Genomic DNA, 26,118 nt, shown 5'->3' with positions numbered 1-26,118 from the left:
GCTGGACTATGCGACGCACGAACGGGGTATTTTCACGCAGCGAGCGCAGACTCGCGATCTTGGCGGCGGTCATAGTTGTCGCGGTCACCGCGCTGACCTTGATCACGGGCGGCCTCGTCACACCACCGGCTGGAACGGCCGGTCGAGCGGGTTACGGATTCGCCGATCTGCCAGGCGTCATGGACGCACGGCCCCTCGCCTAATCCCGAGCGAGCAGGCTCAGCCCTTGTCTCGCATCAGCCGGGCCTTGTCGCGTTGCCAGTCGCGTTCGGCCGAGGCTTCTCGCTTGTCGTGCAGCTTCTTGCCCTTGGCCAAGGCGATCTCCAGCTTCGCCTTGCCTGCGTCGTTCAGATAGAGCTTCAGTGGAATGATCGTCTGACCGTCCCGCTGCACCGCCCCGATCAACCGGTCGATCTGCTTTCTGTGCAACAGCAGTTTGCGCGGCCGGCGCGGCTCGTGATTGAAGCGGTTGGCCTGTTTGTACGGCGGGATGTCGGCGTTGATCAGAACGATCTCGCGCCCCTCCACCGCCGCATAGCTTTCGGCGATATTGGCCCTGCCGTCCCTCAAGGCCTTGATCTCTGTGCCCAGCAGCTGGATCCCGGCCTCGATATTGTCCTCGAGGAAATAGTCGAACCGCGCGCGGCGGTTTTCAGCGATGATCTTGGACTTCGACTGCGGCTGCGGCGCCATCAGACGACGCCCGCATCCGCCATGGCGCGGTCGATCAACGGCTTGACCTCGTCCGACGTCGGCGAAAGCGGCAGGCGCGCCTCCTCGCGGCACAGACCCAGGCGGGCCAACGCGTATTTGGTCGGCGCAGGCGAATTGTCGAGGAACAGGGCCTTGCACAGGCCGATCAACCGATCCTGCCAGTCGCGGGCGGCGGCGTAATCCCCGGCCGCCAGCGCGGTGTGAAGGGCCACCATGGCCTCGGGCGCGACGTTCGACGCGACCGAGATCAGTCCGACCCCGCCATGGGCGTGATAACCCAGATAGCTCGAATCATCGCCCGAGATTAGGTCGAACTGGCCGTCGATATTGGCGCGCATCCAGCTCGCCCGGCTCATGTCGCCAGTGGCGTCCTTGATGCCGACGATGTTCGGATGCGCGGCCAGACGCGCCACGGTCTCGTTGGCCAGATCGGCCCCGGTTCGCCCTGGCACATTGTATAGCAGGATCGGCAGTTCGACGGCGTCGGCCACGGCCTCGAAATGCGACGCCATCCCAGCCTGTGAAGGACGGATATAATAGGGGGTGACGATCAGCGCCCCGTCCGCGCCCACCACCTTGGCGTGGCGGGTCAGTTCGATGGCTTCCTTGGTATAGGGCGATCCGGTCCCCGCGATGACCTTGATGCGCCCCGCCACCAGCCGCACGCACAGGTCGATCACATGCTTGTGCTCGTCCAGATCCATGCTGGCGCCTTCGCCGGTCGTGCCGACGGGCACGAGCCCGTCAACGCCTGCGGCGATCTGACGCTCGACAAGGGTGGCGAATGCGGCTTCGTCCACGTTTCCGTCATGAAGTGGTGTGATCAGAGCGGTGATCACGCCCTTGAACAAGGGGGCGGTCATGGGACTAGCTAGCCTACGTGGGGAGGGGCGATGGACGGATGTCCAGAACCTCTGTCTTTAAGAGCGCGGGACGTTAGGTCGCCAGCGGCTTCGCCGCAACCGAGATGAATGAGAACAGGAAAGATCATGATCGCGACCAGCCTGGCGGCGGCCCTCGCCGTCCTCGCTCCGACCCCGCAGAACGCCCTGCCTGGTCAACCTGTTCCCTATTCCGCCGTCTCACAAACTGTCCCCGGCTATACGCCCACCTATCAGGGACGAATCCTCAATGATCAGGATACGGCGCTGTTCCGTCAGGGTCTGGCGGCCGCGCGCGCCCGCGACATCGCCGGCGCCCAGTCGGCGATGTCGCAGTTGCGCGACCCGGCGGCCCGCAAACTGATCGAGTGGGCCCTGATCGACACCTCGGGCGAACAACTCTCATACGCCGAGCTCGCCCAGGCCCAGACGGCTTTGAAGGGTTGGCCGCGCGCCGAATCACGTCGCGCCGCCGCGGAAGCGGTTCTGGACCGCGTCGGCGCCACGCCGGACGCCGTCATGGCCCTCTTCTCCGACCATCCGCCCGAAACCGTACAAGGCGCCATCGCCAATGCGGCGGCTATGGAACAACGAGGCCGTCAGCGCGAGGCCCGCGCCCTGATTCGCGACTGGTGGCGGACCCGGTCCTTCGACGCCGAGCCGCAATCGCGCATCCTCGCCCGCTGGGGCGGTGAACTGACGCCGGCGGATCATGAGGCGCGGCTGAACATGCTGCTGTCAGGTCCGCATGGCCCGGCGACGCGGGCGATGCTCAGCCTCGTCTCGCCTGAACGGGCGGCCGTGGCCAATGCGGTCATGACCCTGCGAACCGCGTCTAGCCCCGACGCCATCGTCGCCGGCCTGACCCCGGCCCAGGCCGCCGATCCGGCGGTGACCTTGGAACGGGTGCGCATTTTGCGTTCGCAGAACCGCCAGTCGGAAGCCTTCCCGCTTCTGGCCAACCTGCCGCCCGCGCCCGCCCATTCGGCCGGCGACAACACCCTGTGGACCGAGCGTCGCAACTATTACCTGGACGCCCTGCAGCAGGGAAACTGGCGCGCCGCCTATGACGCCATGAACGGCCACGGCTTCACCTCCGGCGACCGGATGGTGGACGCGGAGTTCTTCGCCGGCTGGGTCGCCCTGACCAAGCTGAACCAGCCCGAGGTCGCCGCCCGCCATTTTGACGCCCTGCGCACCGCCTCCTCCACCCCGATCACCCAGGGCCGGGCCTATTACTGGCTGGGCCGGGCTGCCGAGGCGCGGGGCGAGCGCGACGCCGCCCAGACCTATTACCGCAACGGCGCCCAGCACTGGCAGACCTTCTATGGCCAGTTGGCGGCGGAGAAGGCCGGGATCACCACCCTGACCCTGCCGGGCGAACCGCATCCGACCCCGACGGACATCGCCCGGTTCGAGTCCAACGAGCTGGTCCGCGCCGCGCGAATCCTGGGCGAGACCGGCGAGACCAGCCTGCTGCGGGTCTTCGCCTATCAACTCGACAACGACCTGCCGAACATCGAGGACCTGGCCCTGCTGATGGACCTGTCGCGCGGTTACGGCGAAGGCTTCACCGCCATGATGGTCGGCCGCGCAGCCAGCCAGCGCGGCTTCGTCCTGCCCGAGCGCATGTATCCGGTCCGGATCCCGCCCCAGGTCGCCGGCGCCGCGCCGCTGGAGTTCACCCAGGCCATCACCCGCCAGGAATCCAGCTTTGACCCCCGCGCCCGATCCGGCGCCGATGCGCGCGGCATGATGCAGTTCCTGCCCGCCACCGGGTCGGGCGTCGCCCGTCGCCTGGGCATGGGCTTCTCAGCCGAACAGCTGTGGGACCCGGACTACAACATGACCCTGGGCAGCTATCACCTGGGCGAGCTGATGGCGGCCAACAACGGCTCCATGCTGCTGGCGACGGTCGGCTACAACGCCGGTCCGGCCCGGCCGAACCAGTGGATCGCCCGCTGCGGCGACCCGCGCGGCGACGCCAACGCCGCCATCGACTTCATCGAATGCGCCCCCTTCACCGAGACGCGCAACTATATGATGCGGGTGATGGAGAATATGGCGGTCTACAAGGCGCGGCTGAACGGCGGATCGGCCCCGCTGACGACCTCGACCGACATCGCGCGCGGCGCGGCGGCGGGTCCGCGCCCCTACGTCGCCTATTAAGCCCGGCGGGCCGCCAGCAGCGGCCCGTCCGGCCCCTGGATCCATTGCCCGTCCAGGCCGAACACGCGTCGGAGCACGTCCGGCTCCAGCGCTTCCATGGGCGGGGCGGCAGCCACGACCTGTCCCTTGTCCAGGACCACGACCCGGTCGGCGACGGCGGCCGCCAAGGTTAGGTCGTGCAGACTGACCAGCACCCCGGCCCCACTGTCGGCGCGCGCGCGCAGCCGCTCCAGCACCAGGCGTTGCGCATCCGGATCGAGGCCCGCGATGGGCTCGTCCGCCAGCAGCAGGGGCGCATCGGTCGTCAGGGCGCGGGCCAGTAGCACCCGGGCGCGCTCGCCGCCCGACATCTCGGCCACGCCACGATCCGCCAGGTGGGCGATGCCGACCTCGGCGAGGGCGGCATGGGCCAGGACCAGGGCGTCGGCGCCGGACAAGAAGGGCGCGCCCAGGGCGGCGACTTCGACGGCCGGAAGATTCCAGGCGATGCGGCGTTCCTGCGGCAGATAGGCGATGCGTCTGGCGCGCTCTCGCGGCGAGAGCGTCCTGACATCGTCTCCATTCAGGCGAGCCACACCACCATTCAGCTCAAGCAGACCCGCGAACGCCTTGATGAGGCAGGATTTCCCCGCGCCATTGGGACCGACCAAGGCGACCAGTTGGCCATACTCGACCTGCACGTCCGCACCGTCCAGCACCTTGCGGCCGCCGAGGCTCGCATCGGCGTCCCACATCGTCAGAGGCGCGATCACAGCCGCCACTCCCGCGCCGCTCGCCAGGCGATCAAGGCGAACAGAGGCGCGCCGATCAGGGCGGTGAACACCCCCAGCTTCAGCTCCTGATCCGTCGGCGTCAGTCGGGCCAATAGATCGGCGACGACCAGAATCAGCCCGCCGGCCAGGGCGGACGGCGCCAGAATACGCCCCGCGTCCCCCCGCACCGCAGCCCGCACCAGATGGGGCGCCGCCAGACCCACGAAACCAATCACCCCCGCCACAGCCACGGCCGCTCCCGTCGCCACGGCCGCCGCGACCAGGGCGAAGATCTTCAACCGCCCCATGGACAGACCCGAGACCGCCGCCGTCTCGTCCCCAAGGGTCAACATCCGCAAGCCCCCCGCCGACAGGCCGGCGAAGAGCGCCGCGACCGCCAGCGCCGGCGCCACCCAGGCCACATCGACCCAACTCCGGTTCTGCACCGACCCCAGCAGCCAGGACATCACCTCGGCCTGGGCGATGGGCGACGGCGACAGATTGAAGATCAGGGCCGTCGCGGCGCCCGCAAAGCTCGACAAGGCGACCCCGAACAGGATCAGCGCTTCCGGCGCCCGCATCAGGCCCGCAGCGGCGATCAACGCGCCGCCCGCAACGGCGGCGCCCGCCAGAGCCGACATCTCGACCAGCCCCGCCACGCCCGCGCCGCCCAGCACGATAGCCAGGGCCGCCCCGAGCGCCGCCGTCGCCGAAACCCCCAGCACCCCGGGATCGGCCAGCGGATTGCGGAGCAGGCCTTGCATCACCGCCCCCGCCAGCCCCAGGCAGGCCCCGACGATCAGGGCGCAGACCGCACGCGGCGCTCGCACATGCCAAACCACTTCCCACGGCCCCGACGCGGGATCGCTGAAAGCCTGGGCGTACTGGGCGCCGTCAAATCCCGTCTCGCCGAACACAATTGCCGCCGCCACAGCCGCTGTGCTGAGCAGCCCCAGCGCCAGGCACAATCTAACCGTCCGGCTCATGGCCGTCCCTTCGCCATCATCTCAACCCCGTCGGCCGCGAACCAGGCGGGACAAGTCAGCACCGCCGCCGGCAGACTCGCCGCCGTCCGGCCTTTGGCGGCCCGCTTCACCACCGGATGACGCCCAGGCCCGCGCCAGTCGGCCCGCAACTGATCGAAAAATCCCAGCACGAAGCGGATCGGCGGCTGCAACGCGATCCGCTCGACGCTGATCGCCCCGAAACCCGGCGCCTTGGTCAGATTGCGAAAGCCCGCAGCCCGCATCATCGCATCCAGCAGCGTGCCGGGCCCGGACGTATAGCCCCCCGAGGTCAGATAGACCGCCCCCGGTCTCGGGCTTCCCGCTGGCGGCGCCGCGCGATCCAGCTTGGCCTGCATCGTCCGCTCCAGCTGGGCGCCGCGCTCGACCTGCCCCAAGCCTTGCGCCGCTGCGCGAATATTGGCGCGCACCCCGTCCAGATCGGTCGCATCCGCGATCGTGACGACCTTAGCGCCGCGCTGCTCCAGGGCCGCCAGCAACCGGGGCTCGCCGCCCCAGTAGCGCACGACCACATCGGGTTTGAACCCGACCGCCGCCTCCAATGTCGGACGCAGCCGCCTGCGCCCAGCCGCCTCGCGCCGCATCCAGGCGTCGGGGTCGTCGGCGCGCGGCGACAGGGCCAGTTCTGCTTCGGGCGCCAGGGCCAGAACATATTGGTCGGCGCACTGATCCAGCGCCATGACCCGCAGCGGCCGCGCCTCGACGCCCCCTGCGGCGACCAGAGCCAAAGCCCCAGCCGCCAGCCCCCAGACAGGCCTCACGATTTCAGCAAGCCGGCGAAGACGGCGTCCAGGGTGGTCTTGACCAGGACGTCGCGATCGGCCCAGGGGAAATAGGGCTTGGTGATCATCAAAGAGACCACGCCGTGGGTCGCAGCCCAGATCGCTTGAGCGATCGTCTGAGGATCGCCCGTCATACGCCCCGCGGCCACGGCCTCGGCCACCAGTTGCTCGAACGCGGAAAACACGCCCGCGCCAAGTTCCTGCGACAGAGTCTGGGCGCCCTCGCGCGCCTCAACCGGACGCGTCAGATAGATCAGCCGGTAGGCGTTCGGGTGGTCGAATCCGAACTGGGCATAGGCTTCGATCATCCGTCGCAAACGCACCTCGGGCGGCGCATCCAGCGCCGACAGGGCCGCCCCGGTCGCGATCAATCGGCCGAACGCCTCGCGGCAGATCTCCTGAAGGATCGCCCCCTTGTCAGGGAAATGCATATAGAGCGCCGTCGAGGACAGGCCAACCTCGTCCGCGATCTTGCGGATAGTCGCGCCTTCGTAGCCGTGCTCGACGAATATGCGCTCAGCTGCGGCCAGAATTTCTCCGCGCCGCGAATGACCTTCGCCCTTGGGTTTGCGATTGGAACGCGAGGATGGCGAAACGACGGACAACGGCGACTCCGGATCAGGCCACCGTTGAATAGCGACAATCTATCATCGAAGCCAACAGGCCTTGCATAACATGGTTGCGTCAATGACGTATTCTGAGTTGTATGTCGCCAAGACGCGGGGGCGAACGGGCATGATCGGACACAGGCAAAGACGGTCCGGGGCCGCGCGGCGAACGCCCACCCCAGGCCAGACGGTCATCGCGTGCAGCCTCGTGATCGGCCTTGCGGCGGCGCTTTTACACTGGCCGCGCCCCACGCTGATGGCGCTGGTCGTGGCGCTTCAGATCGGCTTCGTCATCGCGGCCCTGTGGCGCACGGCGCTGGCGATCGCCAGTCTTCGTCCCCTGCCTTCGCCGCCGCGGCCCTCACGCTGGCCGCGCTATACGATTTTGGCGGCCCTTCACGACGAAGCGGCCATGGTTCCACAGTTGATCCGGAATCTGTCGCAGATCGATTATCCTCGGCGTCAACTGGAAGGCTTTCTGGTGCTAGAGGCCGGTGATCGCGCAACCCTCGACGCCGCCCAGGCCACGCCCCGTCCGAACTGGCTGCGCATCATCGTCGTCCCAGCGGGATCGCCCCAGACCAAGCCCCGCGCGCTGAACCACGCCCTGTCGTCCGCGACGGGCGAGTTCGTCACCATCTACGACGCCGAGGACTCGCCCGACCCGGGCCAACTGCGCGAGGCCGCAGCACGCTTCGCCGAAAATTCCAAACTCGGCTGCCTTCAGGCGCCCCTTCGCATTCGTCGAGGCGGGGCCGGCCTGACCCGCTTTCTCGACCGGCAGTTCGCTTTCGAATACGCCGCCTTGTTCGAGGTGAACCTGCCTGGGATGGCCCGTCTGAACCTGCCCTTTCCCCTGGGCGGCACCAGCAATCACCTTCGCACCGCCGCCCTCCGAGCGACGGACGGCTGGGACGCCCATAATGTGACCGAGGACGCCGATCTGGGCTTCAAGCTGTGGTCGGCCGGTTGGCGACTGGGCGTGCTGAACAGTCCGACTTGGGAGACCCCGCCCGGCGGGCTGGAGCGGTGGTTGCCGCAGCGCACCCGCTGGCTCAAGGGCTATATGCAGACCTGGGGCGTCCATACCCGGACGCCTCTGGCCCTGGGTCGCCGGGGAATGCTGGCCATGGTCATGACCCTAGGCGCCGCCATCGTCTCCGCCGCCTGTCACGCGCCGACCCTGGCCTGGATCATTTCGGCCCTGATGGTGGGACTACACGCCGGCATGGCCCCGGATACCCCGCTGGCCTCGTTCGCGGTGCTCGCCGTGGGGGTCATCGCCGCCTGGATGGGCTGTGCGGTCGGCGCACGACGCGCGGGCCTGGACTATCGGCTGACCGACATGCTCGCCGCTCCAGCCTACTGGTCCCTGCTCAGCCTGGCCTTCGTCCATGCGTTTTGGCGCCTGATCGTCGCGCCCTATGCCTGGGACAAGACGGCGCACGACGCCGAGGAGGATGTCAAATGCGCACCCGACATTACGGTGGACGCTGGACGCGAGGCCGCCTGACCGCCTATCAGCGGCACAATGGCGCCCCTGCTCTCCCCCACTCCCGAAACGCTCGTGACCCGCGGCTGGTCCGACTACGCTCTGCTGGACTCCGGCGACGGCAAGAAACTGGAACGCTACGGCCGCTACACTGTTGTCCGACCCGAGCCCCAGTGTTTCTGGTCTCCCCGTGACCCGACCGCTTTCGACAAGGCCACAGCCACCTTCGATCCCCAGCAGGAGGAAGAAGACTCCGGCCGCTGGCGGTTCGACCAGCACGGCCCTATCGACGCCTTCCCCCTAAAATGGCGCGACGTGAAATTCACCGGCCGTTTCACCCCCTTCCGCCACCTGGCCTTCTTCCCTGAGCAGGCCGCCAACTGGGAATGGCTGGACGCCCGGGTCCGCAGCTTCTCGCGCGACGCCGGCAGGGCCCCTAAACTCCTCAATCTCTTCGGCTACACCGGCGTGGCCAGCCTTGCCGCCGCCGCCGCCGGGGCTGAGGTCACCCACGTCGACGCCTCGAAGAAGTCGGTCGCCTACGCCCGCGAAAACGCAGAACAGTCCGGCTTGAGCCAGCACCCGATCCGCTGGATCGTCGAGGACGCCCGCAAATATGTCGCCCGCGAGGTCCGTCGCGGCGTCAAATACGACGGGATAATTCTCGACCCGCCCAAATACGGCCGTGGCCCCACCGGCGAGGTCTGGCGCCTGTTCGAGGACATGCCGGCCCTGCTGAAGGACTGCGCCGCCCTCCTGGCCGACGACGCCGACTTCCTCTTGCTGAACGCCTATGCCGCGCGGGTCTCGGGCCTGTCCCTGGCCCATCTGATGGCCGAGGCGACCCATGATCGCGGCGGCCGCATCGACTGGGGCGAACTGGCCCTGTCCGAAGACGGCCCGGACGCCCGCGCCATCGGCCTGTCCTTCTTCGCGCGGTGGAGCCGATGAGCGCCCGAGACGAATACCGCGTCATCACCTCCCTGACGAACGATACGATCAAAAGCGTTCGCGCGCTTCATATGCGCAAGGAGCGCGACCTGACCGGCGCCTTCCTGGCCGAAGGTCTGAAGTTCATCGGCGAGGCCCTGGACCTGGGCCGCGCGCCGCGCATGCTGCTGGTCGGCGAGGAGGCCCGCCCCCACCCCCTGCTGGACCGCGCCAAGGCCGAAACGCGCAAGGCCGGCGGCGACATCATCATCGTCACCCACGCCATCCTCGAAAAGATCAGTCGTCGCGACAATCCCCAGACCGTGCTGGGCGTGTTCGATCAGGCCTATGCGCCTCTCAACAGCCTGGACCCGACCTCCGCGCCCTGCTGGGTCGCTCTGGAGCAGGTGCGCGATCCCGGCAATCTGGGCACCATCATCCGCACGGCCGACGCGGCCGGTTGCGGCGGCGTCATCCTGATCGGCGACTGCGTCGATCCCTATTCAGTCGAGGCCGTGCGCGCGACCATGGGCTCGGTCTTCGCTGTCTCGATCACCAAGACAGACCCCGACGCCTTCCTGGCCTGGCGCAAGACCTGGCCCGGTAGCGTCGTCGGCACCCGCCTGGATGCGACGGTCAGCCACCGCTCAGCCGTGATGCGCAAGCCGTCACTGATCCTGATGGGCAATGAACAGGCCGGCCTGACCGACGATCTGGCCGCCGCCTGCGACGTCAACGTCAAGATCCCGATGCGCGGCCGGGCCGACAGCCTGAACCTGGCCATCGCGACCGGCATCATGGTCTATGCCGCCACGGACGAGGCTTAAAGCTCGGTTTCCGGACTAACCCGTCCCATGCCCCACAGGGCCAGGATGGTGATGACCGCCGACACGGCCAGATAGCCGCCGACCGCCGCCAGCCCATAGTTCCGCGCCAGCCATGTCGCCAGATAGGGCGCCAGCGACGCCCCGACGATCCCGGCCAGATTGAAGGCCATCGACGCCCCGGTATAGCGGACCGTCGTCGGGAAAGGTCGCGCCATCGCCGCGCCTATGGGCCCATAGGTGCAGCCCATCAGCCCGAACCCCAGGGCGAAGAAGATCAACAGGCCCGTCAGGCCGGCGTCGAACAGGGGCGCGAACAGAGCGCCGAACAGACCGATCCCGACGGACGAGGCGATCAGCACCTTCACCTGCCCGTATTTGTCCGCCAGCAGGGCCGTCACCGGAATGAAGGCGGCGAAGAACAATACCCCGATCAGCTGGACCGGCAGGACGTCGCCGCGCGCCAGCCCCATCCCCGTGGTCGCCCAACCCAGGGCGAAGACGGTCATCAGATAGAAGAGGGTAAAGGTCGTCACCCCGCTGAACGTCCCCAGGAACAGCGCCATCTTGTGATGGGCGAACAGGGTCACGGCCGGCGCCTTGACCCTCTCCTTGCGATCTATCGCCGTCTGGAACTCAGGGGTCTCGGTGATCTTCAGCCGCACCCACAGGCCGACGAACACCAGCAGGGCGCTGGCCAGGAAGGGAAGACGCCACCCCCAGGCCTCGAATTGCGCCTCGCTCATGGTCGAGGTCAGCACTATGAAGGCGCCCGTCGATAGGATGAATCCGATCGGCGCCCCCAACTGCGGGAACATGCCGAACCAGGCTTTCTTACCCGGCGGGGCGTTCTCGGTCGCCAACAGCACCGCCCCGCCCCATTCGCCGCCCAGGCCCAGGCCCTGTCCGAACCGGCACAGGGCCAGCAACAGCGGCGCGATGACCCCGACCGAGGCATGGGTCGGCAACAGACCGATGGCCACGGTGGATACGCCCATGGTCATCAGGGCCGCCACCAGCGTCGCCTTGCGCCCCACCCGATCCCCGAAATGCCCAAAGGCCAGGGCCCCGACCGGCCGCGCAAAGAAGGCGATGGAAAAGGTTGCGAAGGACGACAGCATGGCGGTCGTCGGATCCGCGCCTGGGAAGAACAGGCGCGGAAACACCAGCACCGCCGCCGTGGCATAGATGTAGAAGTCGTAGAACTCGATCGTCGTGCCGATCAGGCTGGCGAAAAGAACCCGCCCTTTCCCGGCGGTCGGCGAAACAATCTTTGCGTCAGACACGGTAAAATCCTGTTTGGAAGCAAAGCCAATGCTTTGCTCGTCCCGCGCGGTCAAGTCCGGCGCTCAGGTCCCGCGCGGCTTGACCCGGTTGGTGGGCTGGGCCTCGGCTGGGTTCTCGGGCCAGGGGTGGCGCGGATAACGGCCCCGCATGTCCGACCGCACCGCCGCCCAGGACCCGGCCCAGAAACCCGGCAGGTCCTTCGTCACCTGAACCGGCCGCCGCGCCGGCGACAACAGCGACAGGGTCAGCGGAACGCGTCCGCCCCCGACCGTTGGATGGGTGACGACGCCGAACAGCTCCTGCACCCGGATCTCGACCCGCGGCCCACCTTCGGCGCCATAGTCGATCCCCGCCGAACCGAGCGGCGTCGTCAGCCGAGGCGGCGCCAGTTCGTCCAGCCTGCGCTGCAGATCCCACGGGATCAGCCCGCGCAAGGCTTCGGCCAACCGACCGTCGCTGACCGCCTCCAGCGACTTCGCGCCCTCCAGAATAGGCCACAGCCAGTCCGTCCTCGCCACCAGCAGGGCGGCGTCCGAGACATCCGGCCAGCTCGGATCCAGCCTATGAAGAAAGGCCAGCCGCGCCCGCAGCCCCGTCGCCTGCTCGCCCCAACGCAGAGCGCCCACCCCCTCGACCTCGATCTCGGCACGCAGGGCCGCCGTCATGGTTTTGGCGTCCGGCGCCCCGATCACCTTTTCATCCAGCACCAGGGCGCCGATTCGCCGCGCGCGCCGGATCACCATCCGGCCGGACGGCTCCTTGACCAGCCGATCCTCGATCTCGATCAATCGCCCCAGGTCCGCCTCGATACGCGCGCCGTCCAGCGCCGCCGCCAGCCGCACCCGGTCGCGCGCCTCGCCTCCACCCAATTCCGCCACCGCCAGCCAGGCCTCGCGCGCCAGATGATCCGTCGCGTCCAGTACGGCCCCGCGCCCGCTGGCCAGCAACAGCTCGCCCGTCTTGCCGCGCGCCTTGGCGACCCGTTCGGGAAAGGCCTCGGCCAGCAACAGGCCCGGTTCAACCGAGCCCCCAGCGCCGCCGCCTGCGGCCCGCGCCCAACGGTCGGCCAACTTCAAGGCGTCCCGCGCGCGCGGCGACCGATCCCGCTCCAACCCGACCAGCCGATCCGCCAGATCGATCCCGTTTCCACCCAGCCCCGGCTCGCTCAGCACCGCCGCGATCCGCGCCCCGGTCATAGCGTCCCCGGCGTCTGACGCCACGGCGACCATATGGGCCAACCGCGGCGACAGGGGGATGCGCGTCAGCCGCCGCCCATGCGCCGACAGCCCGCCCTCCGCATCCAGCGCTCCGAGACGGCTCAGCACCTTGCGCGCCTCCGCCATGGCTCCGGCCGGCGGCGGGTCCAGCAGGGCCAACCCTTCGACCGACCGCGCGCCCCACCGCGCCAGATCCAGCGCCAGACCGGTCAGGTCCGCCTCCTGGATCTCCGGCCGCTGGTGCGGAACCAGACCCCGTGTCTGTTCCTCGTCCCACAGGCGATAGCAGACGCCCGGTTCGGTCCGCCCCGCCCGTCCCCGCCGCTGTTCGGCCGAGGACCGGCTGACCCGCACCGTGGCCAAGCGCGTCAGGCCGCTGGACGGCTCGAACCGGGGCACGCGCGACAGGCCGCCGTCCAGCACCACCCTCACCCCGCTAATCGTCAGACTGGTCTCCGCCACCGAGGTCGCCAGCACCAGTTTGCGCCGTCCGGCCGCCGCCGGTTCGATGGCCCGGTCCTGCTCGGCCCGGTCCAGACCGCCGTACAGCGGAACCACATCGACGTTGGGCAGCCGCAGCCGCTCGTTGACCAGTCGCGCCACCCGGTGGATCTCGCCCTGCCCCGGTAAGAAGGCCAGCACCGACCCCGTCTCTTCGCCCAGCGCCGTCAGACAGGCCCGCGCCATCGCCTCTTCGAACCGTTCGGCGGGATTGCGCCCCAGATAGCGGGTCTCGACCGGATAGGCCCGCCCCTCCGCCTCGATCACCGGCGCGCCCTCGAGCAGGCGCGACACCCCCGCCACGTCCAGCGTCGCCGACATGACCAGCAGCCGCAGGTCCTCACGCAATACCCCTTGCGTCTCCCGCGCCAGGGCCAGCCCCAGGTCGGCGTCCAGGCTGCGCTCGTGGAATTCGTCAAACAGGACGGCGCCCACGCCCTCCAGGCCGGGATCGTCCAGGATCATCCGGGTGAAGACCCCCTCGGTGATCACCTCGATCCGCGTCTTAGGCCCGATCCGGCTTTGCAGCCGCGTGCGATAGCCGACCGTCTCACCCGCCACCTCGCCAAGAGTGCTCGCCATTCGGTCAGCGGCGGCCCGTGCGGCGATACGGCGCGGCTCCAGCACCAGCACCCGGCCGCCGTCCAGCCAGGCCTGATCCAGCAGAGCCAGGGGCACGACCGTGGTCTTCCCGGCCCCCGGCGGGGCGGCCAGAACCGCCGTATTCCCGCGCGCAAGGGCGGCTTTCAGCGGTTCGAGAACGGCGTGAAGCGGCAACATGACCCGCGTCTAGCCCGATGCGTGACGATCACGAAAGCGTCGTGAGCGCTTAACCCCGTCGTCATGCGCGTTGCGCGGCCGGCGATCCACCGCTAGCGTCCCGCCGACGCGGCCGAGGGGCCGCTGTAAACGTGGGGATAATCTATGTGGCGCGTTAAGTCGCTCGATGCGATTCTGGCCACGGCCGAGAAGAAGTCGCTTCATCGGTCGCTCGGACCTGTTCAACTGACCTTGCTGGGGATCGGCGCCATCATCGGCACCGGTATCTTCGTTCTGACGGCTGCGGCCTCGCAGAAGGCCGGCCCCGGCATGATGGTCAGCTTTGTCATCGCCGGCGCGGTCTGCGCCGTCGCGGCGCTCTGCTATTCGGAACTGGCGGCCATGGCCCCGGTCTCGGGCTCGGCCTACACCTATACCTACGCCGTCATGGGCGAGTTGCTCGCTTGGTGCGTCGGCTGGGCCCTGATCCTGGAATACGCCGTGGCGGCCTCGGCCGTTTCGGTGGGCTGGTCGGGATACGTGCTGGGGCTGATAGAGAACGGATTCGGCTTCGACTTCCCGGATCTTCTCTCCGCCGGACCGACCTGGGTGATGAACGGTTTCATCCCCATGCCTGACTTCTCGGCCGGGATCGTCAACATCCCCGCCATCGTTGTGGCCCTTGCCGTGACCGCCCTGCTGATCGTCGGAACAACGGAGTCGGCGCGCGTCAACGCTGTCCTGGTGGCGATCAAGGTCGTCGCCCTGACGGTCTTTATCGTCCTGACGCTGCCGGTGATCGACACCGCCAACCTGTCGCCCTTCACGCCCAACGGCCTGTTCGGCGCCTATTCGGGCATGGGCGTCGTCGGCGCCGCCGCCTCGATCTTCTTCGCCTATGTCGGCTTCGACGCCGTCTCGACCGCCGCCGAAGAAACCAAGAATCCGCAAAAGAACGTGCCGATCGGCCTGATCGGCTCGCTGGCCTTCTGCACCGTCTTCTATCTGTTGGTGGCCCTGGGCGCGGCCGGCGCCATCGGCGCCCAGCCGGTTCTCGGCGCCGCCGGCCAAGCGGTTGAGCCTGGGTCGGCCGCCTTCGTCGCCGCCTGCGCCCTGCCGGCCAACGCCGAAGCCCTGGTCTGCTCGAACGAGGCCCTGGCCCACGTCCTGCGCGTCATCGGCCATCCGCAGGTCGGGAACGCCCTGGGCATCGCCGCGATGCTGGCCCTGCCCTCCGTCATCCTGATGATGATCTACGGCCAGACCCGCATCTTCTTCGTCATGGCGCGCGACGGTCTTCTGCCGGAAGGCCTGACCAAGATGCACAAGCGGTTCAAGACCCCCTATGTCGTGACCATCTTCACCGGCGTCGCCGTCGCCATCGCCGCCGCCCTGTTCCCGGTTGGAAAACTGGCCGACATCTCGAACTCGGGCACCCTGTTCGCCTTCTTCATGGTGTCGATCGCGGTCCTGATCCTGCGCAAGACCGATCCCAACCGGCATCGCCCGTTCAAGACGCCGCTGGTCTGGATCATCGCCCCCTTGTCGGCCGTCGGCTGCGCCGCCCTGTTCTGGAACCTGCCGCACGACGCCAAGATGGTGCTGCCGATCTGGGGCGGCATCGGCCTGCTGATCTATTTCGCCTACGGCTATCGCAAGAGCCACCTGGGCCGCGGTCTGGTCGAGGTCCACGAGACCGACAGCGACCTGCCCCCGCCGCCTGTCCCGCCGATCAGCTAAGACACCCACTGACGTCCTCAGGCAGGCCAACCAAGTCGGCCCTAAGCCCTGAGGGCGACCAGCCCAAAATCGGCCTCAAGTAGCCCGCGAGGGCGATAGGCCAACAACGAAGAAAGGCCCCGGAGCGATCCGGGGCCTTTTTTGCTTGGTGCGGATGAGAGGACTCGAACCTCCACGCCTCTCGGCGCTGGAACCTAAATCCAGTGCGTCTACCAGTTCCGCCACATCCGCATGGGCAGGCGGTCGGCTCTAGAGGGCCGGGCCGCGCCTGACAAGAGCCAGATCGGCTTCAAAGACGCCCGGCCACCAGTTCGTTGCGGATCGTGCGGCCCAAGGGATCGCGAGCCTGCCAGCTTTGGCCGATATCCGCCTCGACCATACGGCTGCAAAAGCGCGGCAGAATCTGACGCGGACGAAACTCCGTCAGGCAGATCTTGTCGCCCTCCCGGCTCCAGCGCGCCGTCAGATGTCGACCGTCCGAGAACTGGGACGTGTACCGACCGTCCGGCTCAAAGAAATGCTTCACCCATTGGCCGTTGGGATAGTGGGACACGATCGTGTTGCCAAAGGCCTCCGACATGCCTGCCCGCACCGGCGCCGCCGCAACGACGACGCCTAAAGCCAGGCCACAGCCGACCAGCGCAATCCGCATCTCACCCCTCCCGCCTGTCCGGGCGGGATTATTACCGTCCGTTAAGATTTGGCAAGAAGGGACAAGTCCGCACGCCAGACGATCAAGTCAGCCGTTGCCGCGACGGCCCGATTCGAACAGGAACCAGACCCGCTTCTCGGTCTCATCGACCCAGTTCTCCAACAGGCTGGCGGTGGCGATGTCCTTGTACTCGTCACACAGATCATGGACCTCGCGCATCCGGCTTACTAGGTCGTTGTTGTCGTCCCGCAGCTCGGCCAGCATGTCGAGCGGATCCACATAGTCGGCGTCGTTATCGAGCACCCGCGATTCACGGGCGATCTGGCCGACGGAACGCAGAGTGGTCCCCCCGATCTTGCGCGCACGCTCGGCGATCAGATCGGTCATGGCCAGGATCTCGGCCGCCTGTTCATCCAGCAGCAGGTGATAGTCCCGGAAATGCGGACCCGACACGTGCCAGTGGAAATTCTTGGTCTTGATATAGAGCGAGAAGACGTCCGCCAGCACGGTGGTCAGGGCAGCCGAAATATCGCGCGTCGCATCCTCGGACAGACTCGTTGGGGTTCTTAGCGGCGCAAGACGTTTTTCACGTGCGGTGGCCATGATGCTTCTCCTCAGCTTCGTCGCCCTTTAGCTAGTCAGTGCAACGCTCCGGCGAAAGCCCCGTCGTCCGCCATTTTCGCGCACCTCGCCTTCATGCCTGGGGGGCGCCCCTGTCCACGCAATCTAAACGCGTCCACTACACTATCTATAAACCAATATTTGTCATCGTCGTCTGCGACTTGACCCCTCGGGTCAATCTGGCCCAGGCGTCATGAAACACAATAGTTGCAGTCGCGCCTGGGACGACGAAGGCCGCCCCGTTCGCCACAAATCCATCGCGCAGGGGCAATACTGCATCAGCGACGATCCCGACGCCGTGATCACGACGGTCCTGGGCTCCTGCGTCGCCGCCTGTATTCGTGATCCACACAGAGGAATCGGCGGGATGAACCATTTCGTCCTCCCCAAGTCGCCTACGCCCCCGCCGCAACATTGTGATCCTTACCGTTACGGCGATCATCTCATGCCCAGTCTGATCGATGCCTTGATCGCCAAGGGCGCCAAACTGGCGCGGCTGGAGGCGGTCGTCTTCGGTGGAGCAAGCACCTTTGAGTCATTTTACAATGTCGGCGAGCGAAATCGCGACTTCGCGTTGGACTTTCTCTTCGCGGAAGGCATCACGATCATAGACGCTCCACGCGTCTGCGCTCTAGGCTGCCGATTGGAATATTGGCCGTTTTCCGGCAAGGCGGTCCAGACGCCTTTAGGCGCCACCCGGGGCGCTCGGCATAGAGCCTGAGTCGATATCAACTGCTGGGAGGGACAAGGCTCCCAAGTCGATCGACTATTCTACCGTGCGCCTCACGCGCGGTAGACCCAATCTATTGCCAATAAATATCCTTCGAGATACCTCTATCCTCTTAGCTTGACCGACGGCAAGGTCGCGATTCCACCGGATAGAACGAGGTCGATTATGATCAGCAGGCGCTCCATCATGTCTGTGATGGCGACCGTCGGATGCCTCGCCGCAGGTGCGCGCACCGCGTCGGCAGGCTCATCGACGTCGACGGACACAGGCGCCCTCATCGTCTCGACCTGGGATTTTGGTGCGGCGGCGAATGACGCGGCCTACGCCCGTCGGCGCGCGGGCGGCTCCCTGCTGGACGCGGTCGAGGCCGGGGCCATGGTGCCTGAGGCCGACCCTAACAATCATTCCGTCGGCTTCTCCGGCTATCCCGACCGGGACGGCCATGTCACCCTGGACGCCGTCATTATGGATGATGCGGGCCGCGTCGGCGCCGTCGCAGCCCTGGAAGATACGGTCCACGCCATTTCGGTGGCGCGCGCGGTAATGGAAAAGACGCCGCACACCCTGCTGGTCGGCGAGGGCGCAACCCGGTTCGCGCGCGATCAGGGCTTTCCTCAGACCAACCTGCTGACCCCCGAGACCGAGGCCGCCTGGCGCGACTGGTTGAAGACGGCGCATTACAGCCCCCAGGCGAATGTCGAGCGGACCGGGTACCGCACCCCCGGCGGCGCCCTGGATCACGACACCATCGGGCTTCTGATGCGCGACCCCGACGGTCGCTTCGCCGGCGCCTGCACCACATCAGGCATGGCCTTCAAGATGCGCGGACGGGTCGGCGATTCGCCCCAGGTCGGCTCTGGCCTCTACGTCGAGAAGGACGTGGGCGGAGCGACCGCAACCGGGGTCGGCGAGGAGGTCACCCGCGTGGCCGGAAGCGCCCGGGTCGTGGCCTCGATGCGCGCCGGCGCCTCGCCTCAGGCCGCCTGCGAAGAGGTGGTGCGCCATATCGCCGGCCTGCGCGGCGAGGCGATCCGGGGGGTTCAGGTCGGCTTTCTGGCGATGGACCGACACGGGCGGGTCGGCGCCTTCTGCCTCCTGCCCGGCTTCGTCTATGCGGTGACGGACACGTCCGGCGTGACCCAGGTCCGGACCGCGCCCTCGCTGTTCGCCGGCTGATGAAGCCCCAGCTTGAGGTCTGCGTCGGAAGCACGGCCGATATCGAGGCCGCCGCGGCCGGCGGCGCGGACCGGGTGGAACTGTGCGCGGCGACGTCCGTCGGCGGGCTCACACCCTCTGCAGCGGCCATCGCCGCCGCCGTGCTCGGCTCCTGCCCCGTCCATGTCCTGATCCGGCCCCGCGAAGGCGGCTTTACCTACGATGACCAGGACGCGGCCCTGATCGCCGACGATATTGCACGGGCGTTGGATCTGGGCGCCGCCGGCGTTGTGATCGGCGCCGGCCTCCCGGACGGCCGACTGGATCTGGCCCGCCTCGAAGATTGGATCGGCCTCGCCCGCCGGATCAACAGCGCGGCCGACGTCACCCTGCATCGCGCCTTTGACCTCTGCCCCGATCTCCACCAGGCGCTGGAAGAGGCTGCGTCCCTTGGATTCAACCGCATCCTGACCTCGGGCGGCCGGCCACGCGCCCCGGACGCCGTATCCGCCCTTGCCGCTCTGCATAAGCAGGCCGATGGTCGTCTGACGGTCATGCCCGGCGGCGGGGTCAACGCCACCAACGTCGCCCCCCTCCTGGCGGGCGGCCTGACGGCCTTCCACGCCTCGTGCAGCGAACCTGTCGGCGCAGAGGGTCAGAATTCCCGTCTGCTCGAGTTCGGCTTCGTCTCGCCGACGACCCGCAGGACCGCCGTCGCCCAGGTGGCGGCCCTGCGCCAAGCCTTGAACGGGCGCGACAAATAGCCCTTGAACAATACCAATATATTACCTATCAACCTCCAGTGATCTGGCATCAGAGGTTGAATTTTTCGTGGTCAAAATGGCGCTGACGGCGACCGTCATGGAACGCGAGGCGCTGGAAGCCGCCGACGCCGTGGAGCGAATGCTCCAGAAAAACGCAGCGGCTTTCCAGGCTCTGGGCGCTCAATTGCGCGCGACGCCTCCGACCGTGGTTGTCACAGTCGCACGAGGATCCTCCGATCACGCCGCCACCTTCGCCAAATATCTGATCGAGGCTTTCATCGGCGTGCCGGTCGCATCGGCGGCCCCGTCGATCGCTTCGGTCTACGGCGCCCCCAGCGCCCCCGGCCACGCCCTGTGCCTGGCGATCTCGCAAAGCGGACGCAGCCCGGACCTGCTGGCTTCCGTCGATGCGCAGCGCGCCGCCGGCGCCCAGGTCGTGGCCCTGGTCAATGACGAAGCCTCGCCCCTGGCTGAGCGCGCGGATACGCTGGCGGGCCTGAACGTCGGGCCTGAGCTCGCGGTCGCCGCGACCAAATCCTTCATCGCCTCCCTGGCGGGCGTGGCGGCCCTGGTGGCCGCCTGGTCCGACAACGCCGAGCTTCAGGCGGCCGTCGCCCGACTGCCGGATGATCTGCGACGCGCCGCGTCTATGGACTGGCGCGCCGCCGCCGCCGCCCTGATGAACGCCGACCAGCTGTTCGTCATCGGTCGCGGCTTCGGCCTGGGCGTCGCCCAGGAGGCGGCGCTGAAGCTCAAGGAGACCTGCGGCATCCAGGCCGAGGCCTTCAGCGCAGCGGAGGTCCGCCACGGCCCCATGGCTATCGTTGGCGACGGATTCCCCGTCCTGCTGATGGCAGGGTCCGACACGGCGGGCGATTCCGTCCGCGCCGTCGCCGCCGAGTTCGCGTCCCGCAACGCCAACATCCTGCTGGCTGACGCTCAAACCGGCGCTGGGCCGCTTCCGACCTTCGCCGCCCACCCGGCTATCGAGCCCATACTGATGATTCAGAGTTTCTATCGGCTGGCCGCCCATCTATCCGTGTCGCGTGGCCTCAACCCGGACGCGCCGCCCCATCTGCGCAAGGTGACGGAAACCGTATGACGCGCCTTCACTTCACCGGCGGCTCCATCGTCGCCTCGGACGGTGTTCATGCTCAGGGGACGATCACGGTCGATGGCGACCGCATCACAGCCCTGGATTTCGACGCCGCCCCGTCTTCGGCTGACGCGACCATCGACCTGGCCGGAGGCTGGCTGACGCCCGGCTTCATCGACACCCAGTGCAACGGCGGCGGCGGCGTCCTATTCAACGACGAACCGACCGTGGAAGGCATCGTCGCCATCGCCCAAGCGCACCAACGTTTCGGCGCCACAGCCCTGCTCCCGACGATTATCAGCGATACGCCCAATGTCATCGCCGCGGCGCTGGACGCCATCGACGCCGCGATCGAGGCCGGCGTGCCCGGCGTCGTCGGCGTCCATATCGAAGGCCCGGTTATCAGTCTCGCCCGCAAAGGCATCCACGACGCCAGCCGGTTCAGCCGCTTGGACGAAAACCTGATCGCCCTTCTGACGCGTCCCCGTCGGGGCAAGGTGGTCCTTACCCTGGCCCCGGAACGCGTCCAGCCGGCCGACATAGCGCGCCTGGCGCAAGCCGGAGTTCGTGTCTCCGCCGGCCACAGCGACGCCGACTATGAGACGACGAAGGCCGCGTTCGCCGCAGGCATGACCGGCGTCACCCATCTCTATAACGCCATGACGCCCCTGCACCATCGCGCGCCCGGGCTCGTGGGCGCCGCCCTGGACGATCAAAAGGTCTGGTGCGGGATCATCGCCGACGGCCATCATGTGCATGACGCCGCCCTGCGGATCGCCTTGAGGAGCCGGCCGCTGGATCGCTTCATGCTGGTCAGCGACGCCATGCCCTGCGTCGGCGCCGAGACCAAGGATTTCATGTTGCAAGGCCGGCCGATCACGGTTCGCGACGGCCGTTGCGTCAGCGCCGACGGCACGCTTGCAGGCTCGGATCTGGACATGGCCGGCGCGGTTCGCGAGATCGTCGCCCGGGCGGGCGTCACAGTTCCCCAGGCGGTCGCCATGGCCTCGACCAATCCAGCCGCCTTCCTGGGACTGTCTGAAGAGCGAGGCGCGCTGATCCCCGGACTGCGCGCCGACTGGGTCTGGCTGACGTCAGACCTCCAGCCGGCGGGCGTATGGGTCGGCGGTCAACGGCTTCACTGACCGGCGCTTGATTTTCGGGGGAAGACAGCATGGCGAACATCATCATCACGGCGCCGATCCAGGGTTGGTTGACCCCGATGGCCGCCGTTCCAGACCCCGTGTTCGCCAGCGGGATCCTGGGTGACGGCGTCGCCATCGACCCCACCGGCGATCGGGTTCTGGCGCCCTGCGATGGCGTCGTCTCCAGCCTGCAGTCGGCCGGACACGCCATCGCCATCCTGACGGACGAGGGTGTCGAGGTGCTGATCCACGTAGGCATCGACACGGTCGCCCTGGGCGGTCGCGCCTTCACCGCCAGCGTCGCGGTCGGCGACCGGGTCGTTCGCAACGATCTTCTGATCACGCTGGATCTCGACGACATCGTCCAGAGCGCCAGCGCGGCGGTGACGCCGGTGATCATCACCAGTTCCGAGCGGTTTTCGATCTCGTCGCGCGCGACCGAGGGTCTGGTCGCGGCGGGCGCCCCGATCCTGACCCTGTCGGAAGAAACTTCGACCGACGCCGCCGCGGCTTCGCCGGATCAGTCTACGTCGCCGGACCGGGCGCAAGTCAGCGTCCATGTGGCCATGATGCACGGCATCCACGCCCGCCCCGCCGCCCGCCTGCGCGAGGCGACGGTGGATCTGGAGGCGGAAGTCGCGCTGGTCCATGGCGAACGCCGGGCGGCCTTGACCAGCCCCATCGCCGTGATGGCGCTGGGCGTTCGTCATGGCGACACCATTGTCGTGTCCGCCACCGGTCGTGACGCCGAACGGGCGGTCGCCCTTGTCGCCGGCCTGATCGAGGACGGCATGGGCGAACGCGGCGAGCCGCTCCATCCGGCCCCGTCCGTCGTCGCCCCCGTTCCGCCCCGGACCATCCCGGACGACGGGCGGCTTGTCGGGGTCGCCGCAGCGCCTGGGCGGGTCATCGGGATCGCCCATCGGCTGCAGGTGGCGGAAATCATCTTCACCGAGACGGCGACGGACGCTGCGGCGGAGCAGGCCGCCCTGGACGCGGCGCTCGACGCGGTCGGCGTCCGCCTGGCCCAGGCCAAGATCGGGGCGAACGCCGATGAACAGGCGGTCCTGACCGCCCACGCCTCCATGCTCACCGACCCATCGCTGGTCGAAGCGGCCGTATCGGTCATCAAGGCCGGCGGCAGCGCCTGCGCCGGATGGCGCGCGGCGATTCGCGAACAGGCGGCGGTCCTTCGCGCCGGCGGCGACGCCCGAATGGCGGAACGCGCGGACGACCTGCTCGATCTGGAACGGCGCGTCCTTCAACAGTTGACTGGCACAGCCGAGACCGCCGGCGCACCCCTGCCCCCTGACGCCGTTGTGGTGGCCCGCGATCTCCTGCCGTCCGACGTCGTCGATCTGGCGCGTCGCGGCGCGGTGGCATTGTGCGTCGAAGGCGGCGGCCCGACCTCTCATGCCGCCATACTGGCGGCGACGGCGGGTCTGCCCATGGTCGTGGCCCTGGGCCAGGTGCTGGACAGCGTGACCGACGGCGTCTGCCTGATCGTCAACGGGGACGAGGGCGTGGTCGAGCCGGCGCCCGATGACGCCCGCCTGACCCAGGCGCGCGCGCAGATCGAGGCGGAGCGACAACGGATCGCCGCCGCCCGCGACGCCCGCGACGTCCCCTGTCGCACCCACGACGGCGTGCGGATCGAGGCCTATGCCAACTGCGGCTCGGTGGACGACGCCCGCGCGGCGGTCGAGGCTGGGGCGGAAGGCTGCGGCCTGCTGCGCACCGAGTTCCTGTTTCTCGAACGGGACACTCAACCGACGGTCTCGGAACAGACCGCCACCTATCAAGCCATCGCCGACGCCCTGTCGCCGCGCCCGCTTATCGTCCGGCTGCTGGATATCGGCGGCGACAAGCCCGCCCCCTATCTGCCGATCGCGGCCGAGGAAAACCCGGCCCTGGGTCTGCGTGGCATACGCGTCGGCCTGGCCCATCCCGAGGTTCTCGAGGCCCAGTTGCGCGCCATCCTGGCCGTCGACTCCGCCGGTCCGCTCCACATCATGGCGCCGATGATCGCCAGCCTCGACGAACTGCGCCAGGTGCGCGCCGTGCTGGACCGGCTGAAAGCCGAGCTCTCCATCACCTCCCAGGTCTCCCTGGGCGTCATGGTGGAAACGCCGGCTGCGGCCGTCACCGCAGATCTGCTGGCGGAGGAGGCGGACTTCCTCTCCATCGGCACTAATGACCTGACCCAGTACGCTCTGGCGATGGATCGCGGCAATCCGGCGGTCGCGGCGGGCGTCGACGGCCTGCATCCCGCCGTGCTGCGCCTGATCGCCGAAACCTGTCGCGGCGCCGCCCGCAACCAGACACCGGTCGGGGTTTGCGGGGGCCTGGCCAGCGACAGTCTGGCCGTTCCCATCCTGATCGGCCTGGGCGTGACCGAGCTGTCGGCCGCCCCCGCACGCGTCACCGCGATCAAGGCCCTGGTCTCCGGCCTCGACGCCGTGACCTGCCGCGCCCACGCCGCCGCCGCCCTCAATTGCGCCTCCGCCGCCGAGGTGCGGGCGCTCGCACGGAAGTTCGCCGCATGAAGTCGCTTCTCGAGGCCCTCCAACCCCTGGGCCGCGCCCTGATGCTGCCCATCGCCGTCCTGCCTGTCGCGGGGCTGATGCTGCGCCTGGGCCAAGCCGACCTGCTCGACATTCCCTTCCTCGCCGCCGCCGGCGACGCCATCTTCGCCCACCTGGGCCTGCTGTTCGCCATCGGGGTGGCGACCGGGTTCGCGCGAGACGGCGACGGCGCGGCCTGTCTCGGCGGCGTAGTCTGTTTCCTGGTCGCGACCGAGTCCGGAAAGGCCCTGCTGGCCGTGCCGCCCGAGGCCGCCGCCGGCCTCACGGGCCCCGGCGCCGATCTAGCCGTCGCCGCCTGGAAGGCCAAGGCCATGGCCAAGTTGGACGTGCCCATCGGCATCCTGTCGGGTCTGATCGGCGGCGTCTTCTACAACCGCTTCTCGGGCTTGAAACTGCCGTCCTATCTGGCCTTCTTCGGCGGCCGCCGGTTCGTGCCGATCGCGGCGGGCGTCGCGGGTCTGGCGCTGGCGGCCATTGTCGGCCTGGGCAACGCCGGGATCAGCGCCGGCATTGCGACGATGAGCGACTCCATCTCCAAGAGCGGCAGCGTTGGCCTGTTCCTGTACGGGATGTTCAACCGCCTCTTCCTCGTCACCGGCCTGCACCACGTCCTGAACAACTTCTTCTTCTTCGTTCAGGGCGATTATCAGGGCGTCAGCGGCGATCTGCGGCGCTTCTTCGCGGGCGACCCCACCGCCGGCGGCTATATGACCGGCTTCTTCCCGGTGATGATGTTCGGCCTGCCCGCCGCCTGTCTCGCCATGTATCACGCCGCCCGTCCTGAACGGCGTCGCGCGGTCGCCGGCCTGCTGTTCAGCCTGGCCCTGACCTCGGCCCTGACAGGGGTGACCGAGCCGATCGAGTTCACCTTCATGTTCCTGGCGCCGGCCCTCTACGTCATCCACGCGGTGCTGACCGGCGTGTCCATGGCGGTGATGGACCTGCTGAACGTGAGGCTTGGCTTTGGGTTCTCGGCCGGCCTGTTCGACTATGTGCTCAGCTTCGGCAAGGCGACGCGGCCCCTGCTGCTCATCCCGGTCGGCCTAGTCTATTTCGCTATCTATTACGGCCTGTTCCGCCTGGTCATCGAGCGTTTCGACCTGCCGACGCCGGGACGCGAAAAGGACGAGCCGACCGCCCCGACCCAGGACGCAGCCCTGACCGATCGCGGCACGGCCTTCATTTCCGCCCTGGGCGGCGCGGTGAACATCACCAAGGTCGACGCCTGCGCCACCCGCCTGCGCCTGATCGTGGCGCGTCAGGACGCCGTCGATGCGGCGGCCCTGAAGACCCTGGGCGCGCTCGGGATCGTGCGCCCGTCGGACCATGCGCTCCAGGTCGTGCTGGGCCCCGTGGCGGATATCGTGGCTGTCGAGATCCGCGACGCCCTGGCGCGTCCGGTCACTGCGGCGCCGGATCAGGTCGCTGTTCCGTCCGTCTCGGCCGCGCCTTCCGACAGCGCTCCGGACGCGCCGACCCTGTCCGCAGCTCTGGTGAAGGCTCTGGGCGGCGTGGACAATATCCTGTCCAGCACCCGACATCATGGACGCGTCCGCGTGGTCGTGGCTGAACCGGCCCTGATCGACGACCAGGCTCTGGCGATGGCCGGCCCGCGCGGCGCCTGCCGCCCCTCGCCCGCCGTCGTGCATCTGCTGAGTTAGATCGCAGCAAGCCAGACGGCGCCCGCAA

22 protein-coding genes and 1 tRNA gene are annotated in these 26,118 nt (G+C 68.1%); 12 read left to right on the top strand and 11 right to left on the bottom strand.

The window, feature by feature from the left end; translation table 11 throughout:
* Positions 1–219: 219 nt before the first annotated feature.
* Complete coding sequence (smpB, locus tag OU998_RS08865; protein WP_267513006.1) at positions 220–693, bottom strand: SsrA-binding protein SmpB; 474 nt, start codon at positions 691–693, stop codon at positions 220–222.
* The gene (dapA, locus tag OU998_RS08860) at positions 693–1,577 is read right to left on the bottom strand and encodes a 4-hydroxy-tetrahydrodipicolinate synthase (RefSeq protein WP_267513005.1); all 885 of its coding nucleotides are present in this window, start codon (positions 1,575–1,577) and stop codon (positions 693–695) included. The genes smpB and dapA overlap by 1 nt, the downstream gene beginning before the upstream one ends.
* Before the next feature lie 126 nt (positions 1,578–1,703).
* Between dapA and OU998_RS08855 the strand changes: the two genes are divergently transcribed.
* Entirely contained in the window at positions 1,704–3,764 is a 2,061-nt protein-coding gene (locus OU998_RS08855) for a lytic transglycosylase domain-containing protein (protein WP_267513004.1), read from the top strand.
* On the opposite strand, the gene OU998_RS08850 is transcribed toward OU998_RS08855, so the two are convergent.
* The 4 genes from OU998_RS08850 to OU998_RS08835 are packed head-to-tail and all read right to left on the bottom strand — an operon-like array spanning position 3,761 to position 6,928.
* On the bottom strand, positions 3,761–4,516 hold the full coding sequence (locus OU998_RS08850) for an ABC transporter ATP-binding protein (RefSeq protein WP_324287959.1): 756 nt from the start codon (positions 4,514–4,516) through the stop codon (positions 3,761–3,763). The genes OU998_RS08855 and OU998_RS08850 overlap by 4 nt on opposite strands.
* Positions 4,513–5,502 carry a FecCD family ABC transporter permease gene (locus tag OU998_RS08845; protein ID WP_267513003.1) on the bottom strand — a complete coding sequence of 330 codons (990 nt, stop codon included), beginning with the start codon at positions 5,500–5,502 and terminating at the stop codon, positions 4,513–4,515. Before OU998_RS08845 ends, OU998_RS08850 begins: the two co-directional genes overlap by 4 nt.
* Positions 5,499–6,302, bottom strand: a complete 804-nt coding sequence (locus OU998_RS08840; RefSeq protein WP_267513002.1) for an ABC transporter substrate-binding protein — start codon at positions 6,300–6,302, stop codon at positions 5,499–5,501. The genes OU998_RS08845 and OU998_RS08840 overlap by 4 nt, the downstream gene beginning before the upstream one ends.
* Positions 6,299–6,928, bottom strand: a complete 630-nt coding sequence (locus tag OU998_RS08835; protein WP_267513001.1) for a TetR/AcrR family transcriptional regulator — start codon at positions 6,926–6,928, stop codon at positions 6,299–6,301. Before OU998_RS08835 ends, OU998_RS08840 begins: the two co-directional genes overlap by 4 nt.
* Before the next feature lie 259 nt (positions 6,929–7,187).
* On the opposite strand from OU998_RS08835, the gene OU998_RS08830 reads away from it, so the two are divergent.
* The 3 genes from OU998_RS08830 to OU998_RS08820 are packed head-to-tail and all read left to right on the top strand — an operon-like array spanning position 7,188 to position 10,180.
* Complete coding sequence (locus OU998_RS08830) at positions 7,188–8,444, top strand: glycosyltransferase (RefSeq protein ID WP_267513000.1); 1,257 nt, start codon at positions 7,188–7,190, stop codon at positions 8,442–8,444.
* A gap of 18 nt (positions 8,445–8,462) precedes the next feature.
* Positions 8,463–9,374, top strand: a complete 912-nt coding sequence (locus OU998_RS08825; protein WP_267512999.1) for a class I SAM-dependent methyltransferase — start codon at positions 8,463–8,465, stop codon at positions 9,372–9,374.
* Positions 9,371–10,180 (top strand): TrmH family RNA methyltransferase, encoded by an 810-nt coding sequence (locus tag OU998_RS08820; RefSeq protein WP_267512998.1) that lies wholly within the window; start codon positions 9,371–9,373, stop codon positions 10,178–10,180. Before OU998_RS08825 ends, OU998_RS08820 begins: the two co-directional genes overlap by 4 nt.
* Here OU998_RS08820 and OU998_RS08815 read toward each other — a convergent pair.
* Positions 10,177–11,463, bottom strand: a complete 1,287-nt coding sequence (locus OU998_RS08815) for an MFS transporter (RefSeq protein ID WP_267512997.1) — start codon at positions 11,461–11,463, stop codon at positions 10,177–10,179. The genes OU998_RS08820 and OU998_RS08815 overlap by 4 nt on opposite strands.
* Positions 11,464–11,526: 63 nt before the next feature.
* Positions 11,527–13,962: an ATP-dependent helicase HrpB gene (gene hrpB / locus OU998_RS08810; RefSeq protein WP_267512996.1), complete on the bottom strand. Its 2,436-nt coding sequence runs from the start codon at positions 13,960–13,962 to the stop codon at positions 11,527–11,529.
* A 144-nt stretch (positions 13,963–14,106) separates the two neighbouring features.
* Here hrpB and OU998_RS08805 point away from each other — a divergent pair, with 144 nt between their 5' ends.
* Positions 14,107–15,681 carry an amino acid permease gene (locus OU998_RS08805; RefSeq protein ID WP_267512995.1) on the top strand — a complete coding sequence of 525 codons (1,575 nt, stop codon included), beginning with the start codon at positions 14,107–14,109 and terminating at the stop codon, positions 15,679–15,681.
* Between the two features lie 146 nt (positions 15,682–15,827).
* On the opposite strand, the gene OU998_RS08800 is transcribed toward OU998_RS08805, so the two are convergent.
* From OU998_RS08800 to OU998_RS08790, 3 genes are all read right to left on the bottom strand, one after another.
* Positions 15,828–15,912: transfer RNA gene (locus OU998_RS08800), tRNA-Leu, on the bottom strand.
* 58 nt (positions 15,913–15,970) lie between these two features.
* The gene (locus OU998_RS08795) at positions 15,971–16,333 is read right to left on the bottom strand and encodes a hypothetical protein (protein WP_267512994.1); all 363 of its coding nucleotides are present in this window, start codon (positions 16,331–16,333) and stop codon (positions 15,971–15,973) included.
* 87 nt (positions 16,334–16,420) lie between these two features.
* Entirely contained in the window at positions 16,421–16,936 is a 516-nt protein-coding gene (locus OU998_RS08790; protein WP_267512993.1) for a Dps family protein, read from the bottom strand.
* Positions 16,937–17,147: 211 nt separating this feature from the next.
* On the opposite strand from OU998_RS08790, the gene OU998_RS08785 reads away from it, so the two are divergent.
* The 7 genes from OU998_RS08785 to nagE all read left to right on the top strand — a co-directional run bounded on the left by OU998_RS08785 (position 17,148) and on the right by nagE (position 26,090).
* The gene (locus OU998_RS08785; protein WP_267512992.1) at positions 17,148–17,675 is read left to right on the top strand and encodes a chemotaxis protein CheD; all 528 of its coding nucleotides are present in this window, start codon (positions 17,148–17,150) and stop codon (positions 17,673–17,675) included.
* 195 nt (positions 17,676–17,870) lie between these two features.
* Positions 17,871–18,860, top strand: a complete 990-nt coding sequence (locus tag OU998_RS08780; protein ID WP_267512991.1) for a N(4)-(beta-N-acetylglucosaminyl)-L-asparaginase — start codon at positions 17,871–17,873, stop codon at positions 18,858–18,860.
* Positions 18,860–19,603 carry a copper homeostasis protein CutC gene (locus tag OU998_RS08775; protein ID WP_267512990.1) on the top strand — a complete coding sequence of 248 codons (744 nt, stop codon included), beginning with the start codon at positions 18,860–18,862 and terminating at the stop codon, positions 19,601–19,603. The genes OU998_RS08780 and OU998_RS08775 overlap by 1 nt, the downstream gene beginning before the upstream one ends.
* Positions 19,604–19,679: 76 nt before the next feature.
* The gene (locus OU998_RS08770; protein ID WP_267516751.1) at positions 19,680–20,705 is read left to right on the top strand and encodes an SIS domain-containing protein; all 1,026 of its coding nucleotides are present in this window, start codon (positions 19,680–19,682) and stop codon (positions 20,703–20,705) included.
* On the top strand, positions 20,702–21,844 hold the full coding sequence (gene nagA / locus OU998_RS08765) for an N-acetylglucosamine-6-phosphate deacetylase (protein WP_267512989.1): 1,143 nt from the start codon (positions 20,702–20,704) through the stop codon (positions 21,842–21,844). Before OU998_RS08770 ends, nagA begins: the two co-directional genes overlap by 4 nt.
* A gap of 29 nt (positions 21,845–21,873) precedes the next feature.
* Positions 21,874–24,390 carry a phosphoenolpyruvate--protein phosphotransferase gene (ptsP, locus tag OU998_RS08760; RefSeq protein ID WP_267512988.1) on the top strand — a complete coding sequence of 839 codons (2,517 nt, stop codon included), beginning with the start codon at positions 21,874–21,876 and terminating at the stop codon, positions 24,388–24,390.
* Positions 24,387–26,090: an N-acetylglucosamine-specific PTS transporter subunit IIBC gene (gene nagE, locus OU998_RS08755; protein ID WP_267512987.1), complete on the top strand. Its 1,704-nt coding sequence runs from the start codon at positions 24,387–24,389 to the stop codon at positions 26,088–26,090. The genes ptsP and nagE overlap by 4 nt, the downstream gene beginning before the upstream one ends.
* The last annotated feature ends 28 nt before the right edge of the window (positions 26,091–26,118 follow it).

Source organism: Brevundimonas sp. SL130, from assembly GCF_026625805.1.
Lineage (GTDB): Bacteria > Pseudomonadota > Alphaproteobacteria > Caulobacterales > Caulobacteraceae > Brevundimonas.
This window is presented reverse-complemented; position numbering and strand designations above follow the sequence as displayed.

Bases quoted from the DNA above. Each gene is read 5' to 3' on its own strand.
- OU998_RS08825 (WP_267512999.1), top strand. From the start codon at position 8,463: ATGGCGCCCCTGCTCTCCCCCACTCCCGAAACGCTCGTGACCCGCGGC.
- OU998_RS08855 (WP_267513004.1), top strand. From the start codon at position 1,704: ATGATCGCGACCAGCCTGGCGGCGGCCCTCGCCGTCCTCGCTCCGACC.
- OU998_RS08775 (WP_267512990.1), top strand. From the start codon at position 18,860: ATGAAGCCCCAGCTTGAGGTCTGCGTCGGAAGCACGGCCGATATCGAG.
- OU998_RS08845 (WP_267513003.1), bottom strand. From the start codon at position 5,502: ATGAGCCGGACGGTTAGATTGTGCCTGGCGCTGGGGCTGCTCAGCACA.
- OU998_RS08820 (WP_267512998.1), top strand. From the start codon at position 9,371: ATGAGCGCCCGAGACGAATACCGCGTCATCACCTCCCTGACGAACGAT.
- OU998_RS08795 (WP_267512994.1), bottom strand. From the start codon at position 16,333: ATGCGGATTGCGCTGGTCGGCTGTGGCCTGGCTTTAGGCGTCGTCGTT.
- OU998_RS08780 (WP_267512991.1), top strand. From the start codon at position 17,871: ATGTCTGTGATGGCGACCGTCGGATGCCTCGCCGCAGGTGCGCGCACC.
- OU998_RS08785 (WP_267512992.1), top strand. From the start codon at position 17,148: ATGAAACACAATAGTTGCAGTCGCGCCTGGGACGACGAAGGCCGCCCC.
- hrpB (WP_267512996.1), bottom strand. From the start codon at position 13,962: ATGTTGCCGCTTCACGCCGTTCTCGAACCGCTGAAAGCCGCCCTTGCG.
- nagE (WP_267512987.1), top strand. From the start codon at position 24,387: ATGAAGTCGCTTCTCGAGGCCCTCCAACCCCTGGGCCGCGCCCTGATG.
- nagA (WP_267512989.1), top strand. From the start codon at position 20,702: ATGACGCGCCTTCACTTCACCGGCGGCTCCATCGTCGCCTCGGACGGT.
- OU998_RS08805 (WP_267512995.1), top strand. From the start codon at position 14,107: ATGTGGCGCGTTAAGTCGCTCGATGCGATTCTGGCCACGGCCGAGAAG.
- OU998_RS08790 (WP_267512993.1), bottom strand. From the start codon at position 16,936: ATGGCCACCGCACGTGAAAAACGTCTTGCGCCGCTAAGAACCCCAACG.
- smpB (WP_267513006.1), bottom strand. From the start codon at position 693: ATGGCGCCGCAGCCGCAGTCGAAGTCCAAGATCATCGCTGAAAACCGC.
- dapA (WP_267513005.1), bottom strand. From the start codon at position 1,577: ATGACCGCCCCCTTGTTCAAGGGCGTGATCACCGCTCTGATCACACCA.
- ptsP (WP_267512988.1), top strand. From the start codon at position 21,874: ATGGCGAACATCATCATCACGGCGCCGATCCAGGGTTGGTTGACCCCG.
- OU998_RS08830 (WP_267513000.1), top strand. From the start codon at position 7,188: ATGGCGCTGGTCGTGGCGCTTCAGATCGGCTTCGTCATCGCGGCCCTG.
- OU998_RS08770 (WP_267516751.1), top strand. From the start codon at position 19,680: ATGGCGCTGACGGCGACCGTCATGGAACGCGAGGCGCTGGAAGCCGCC.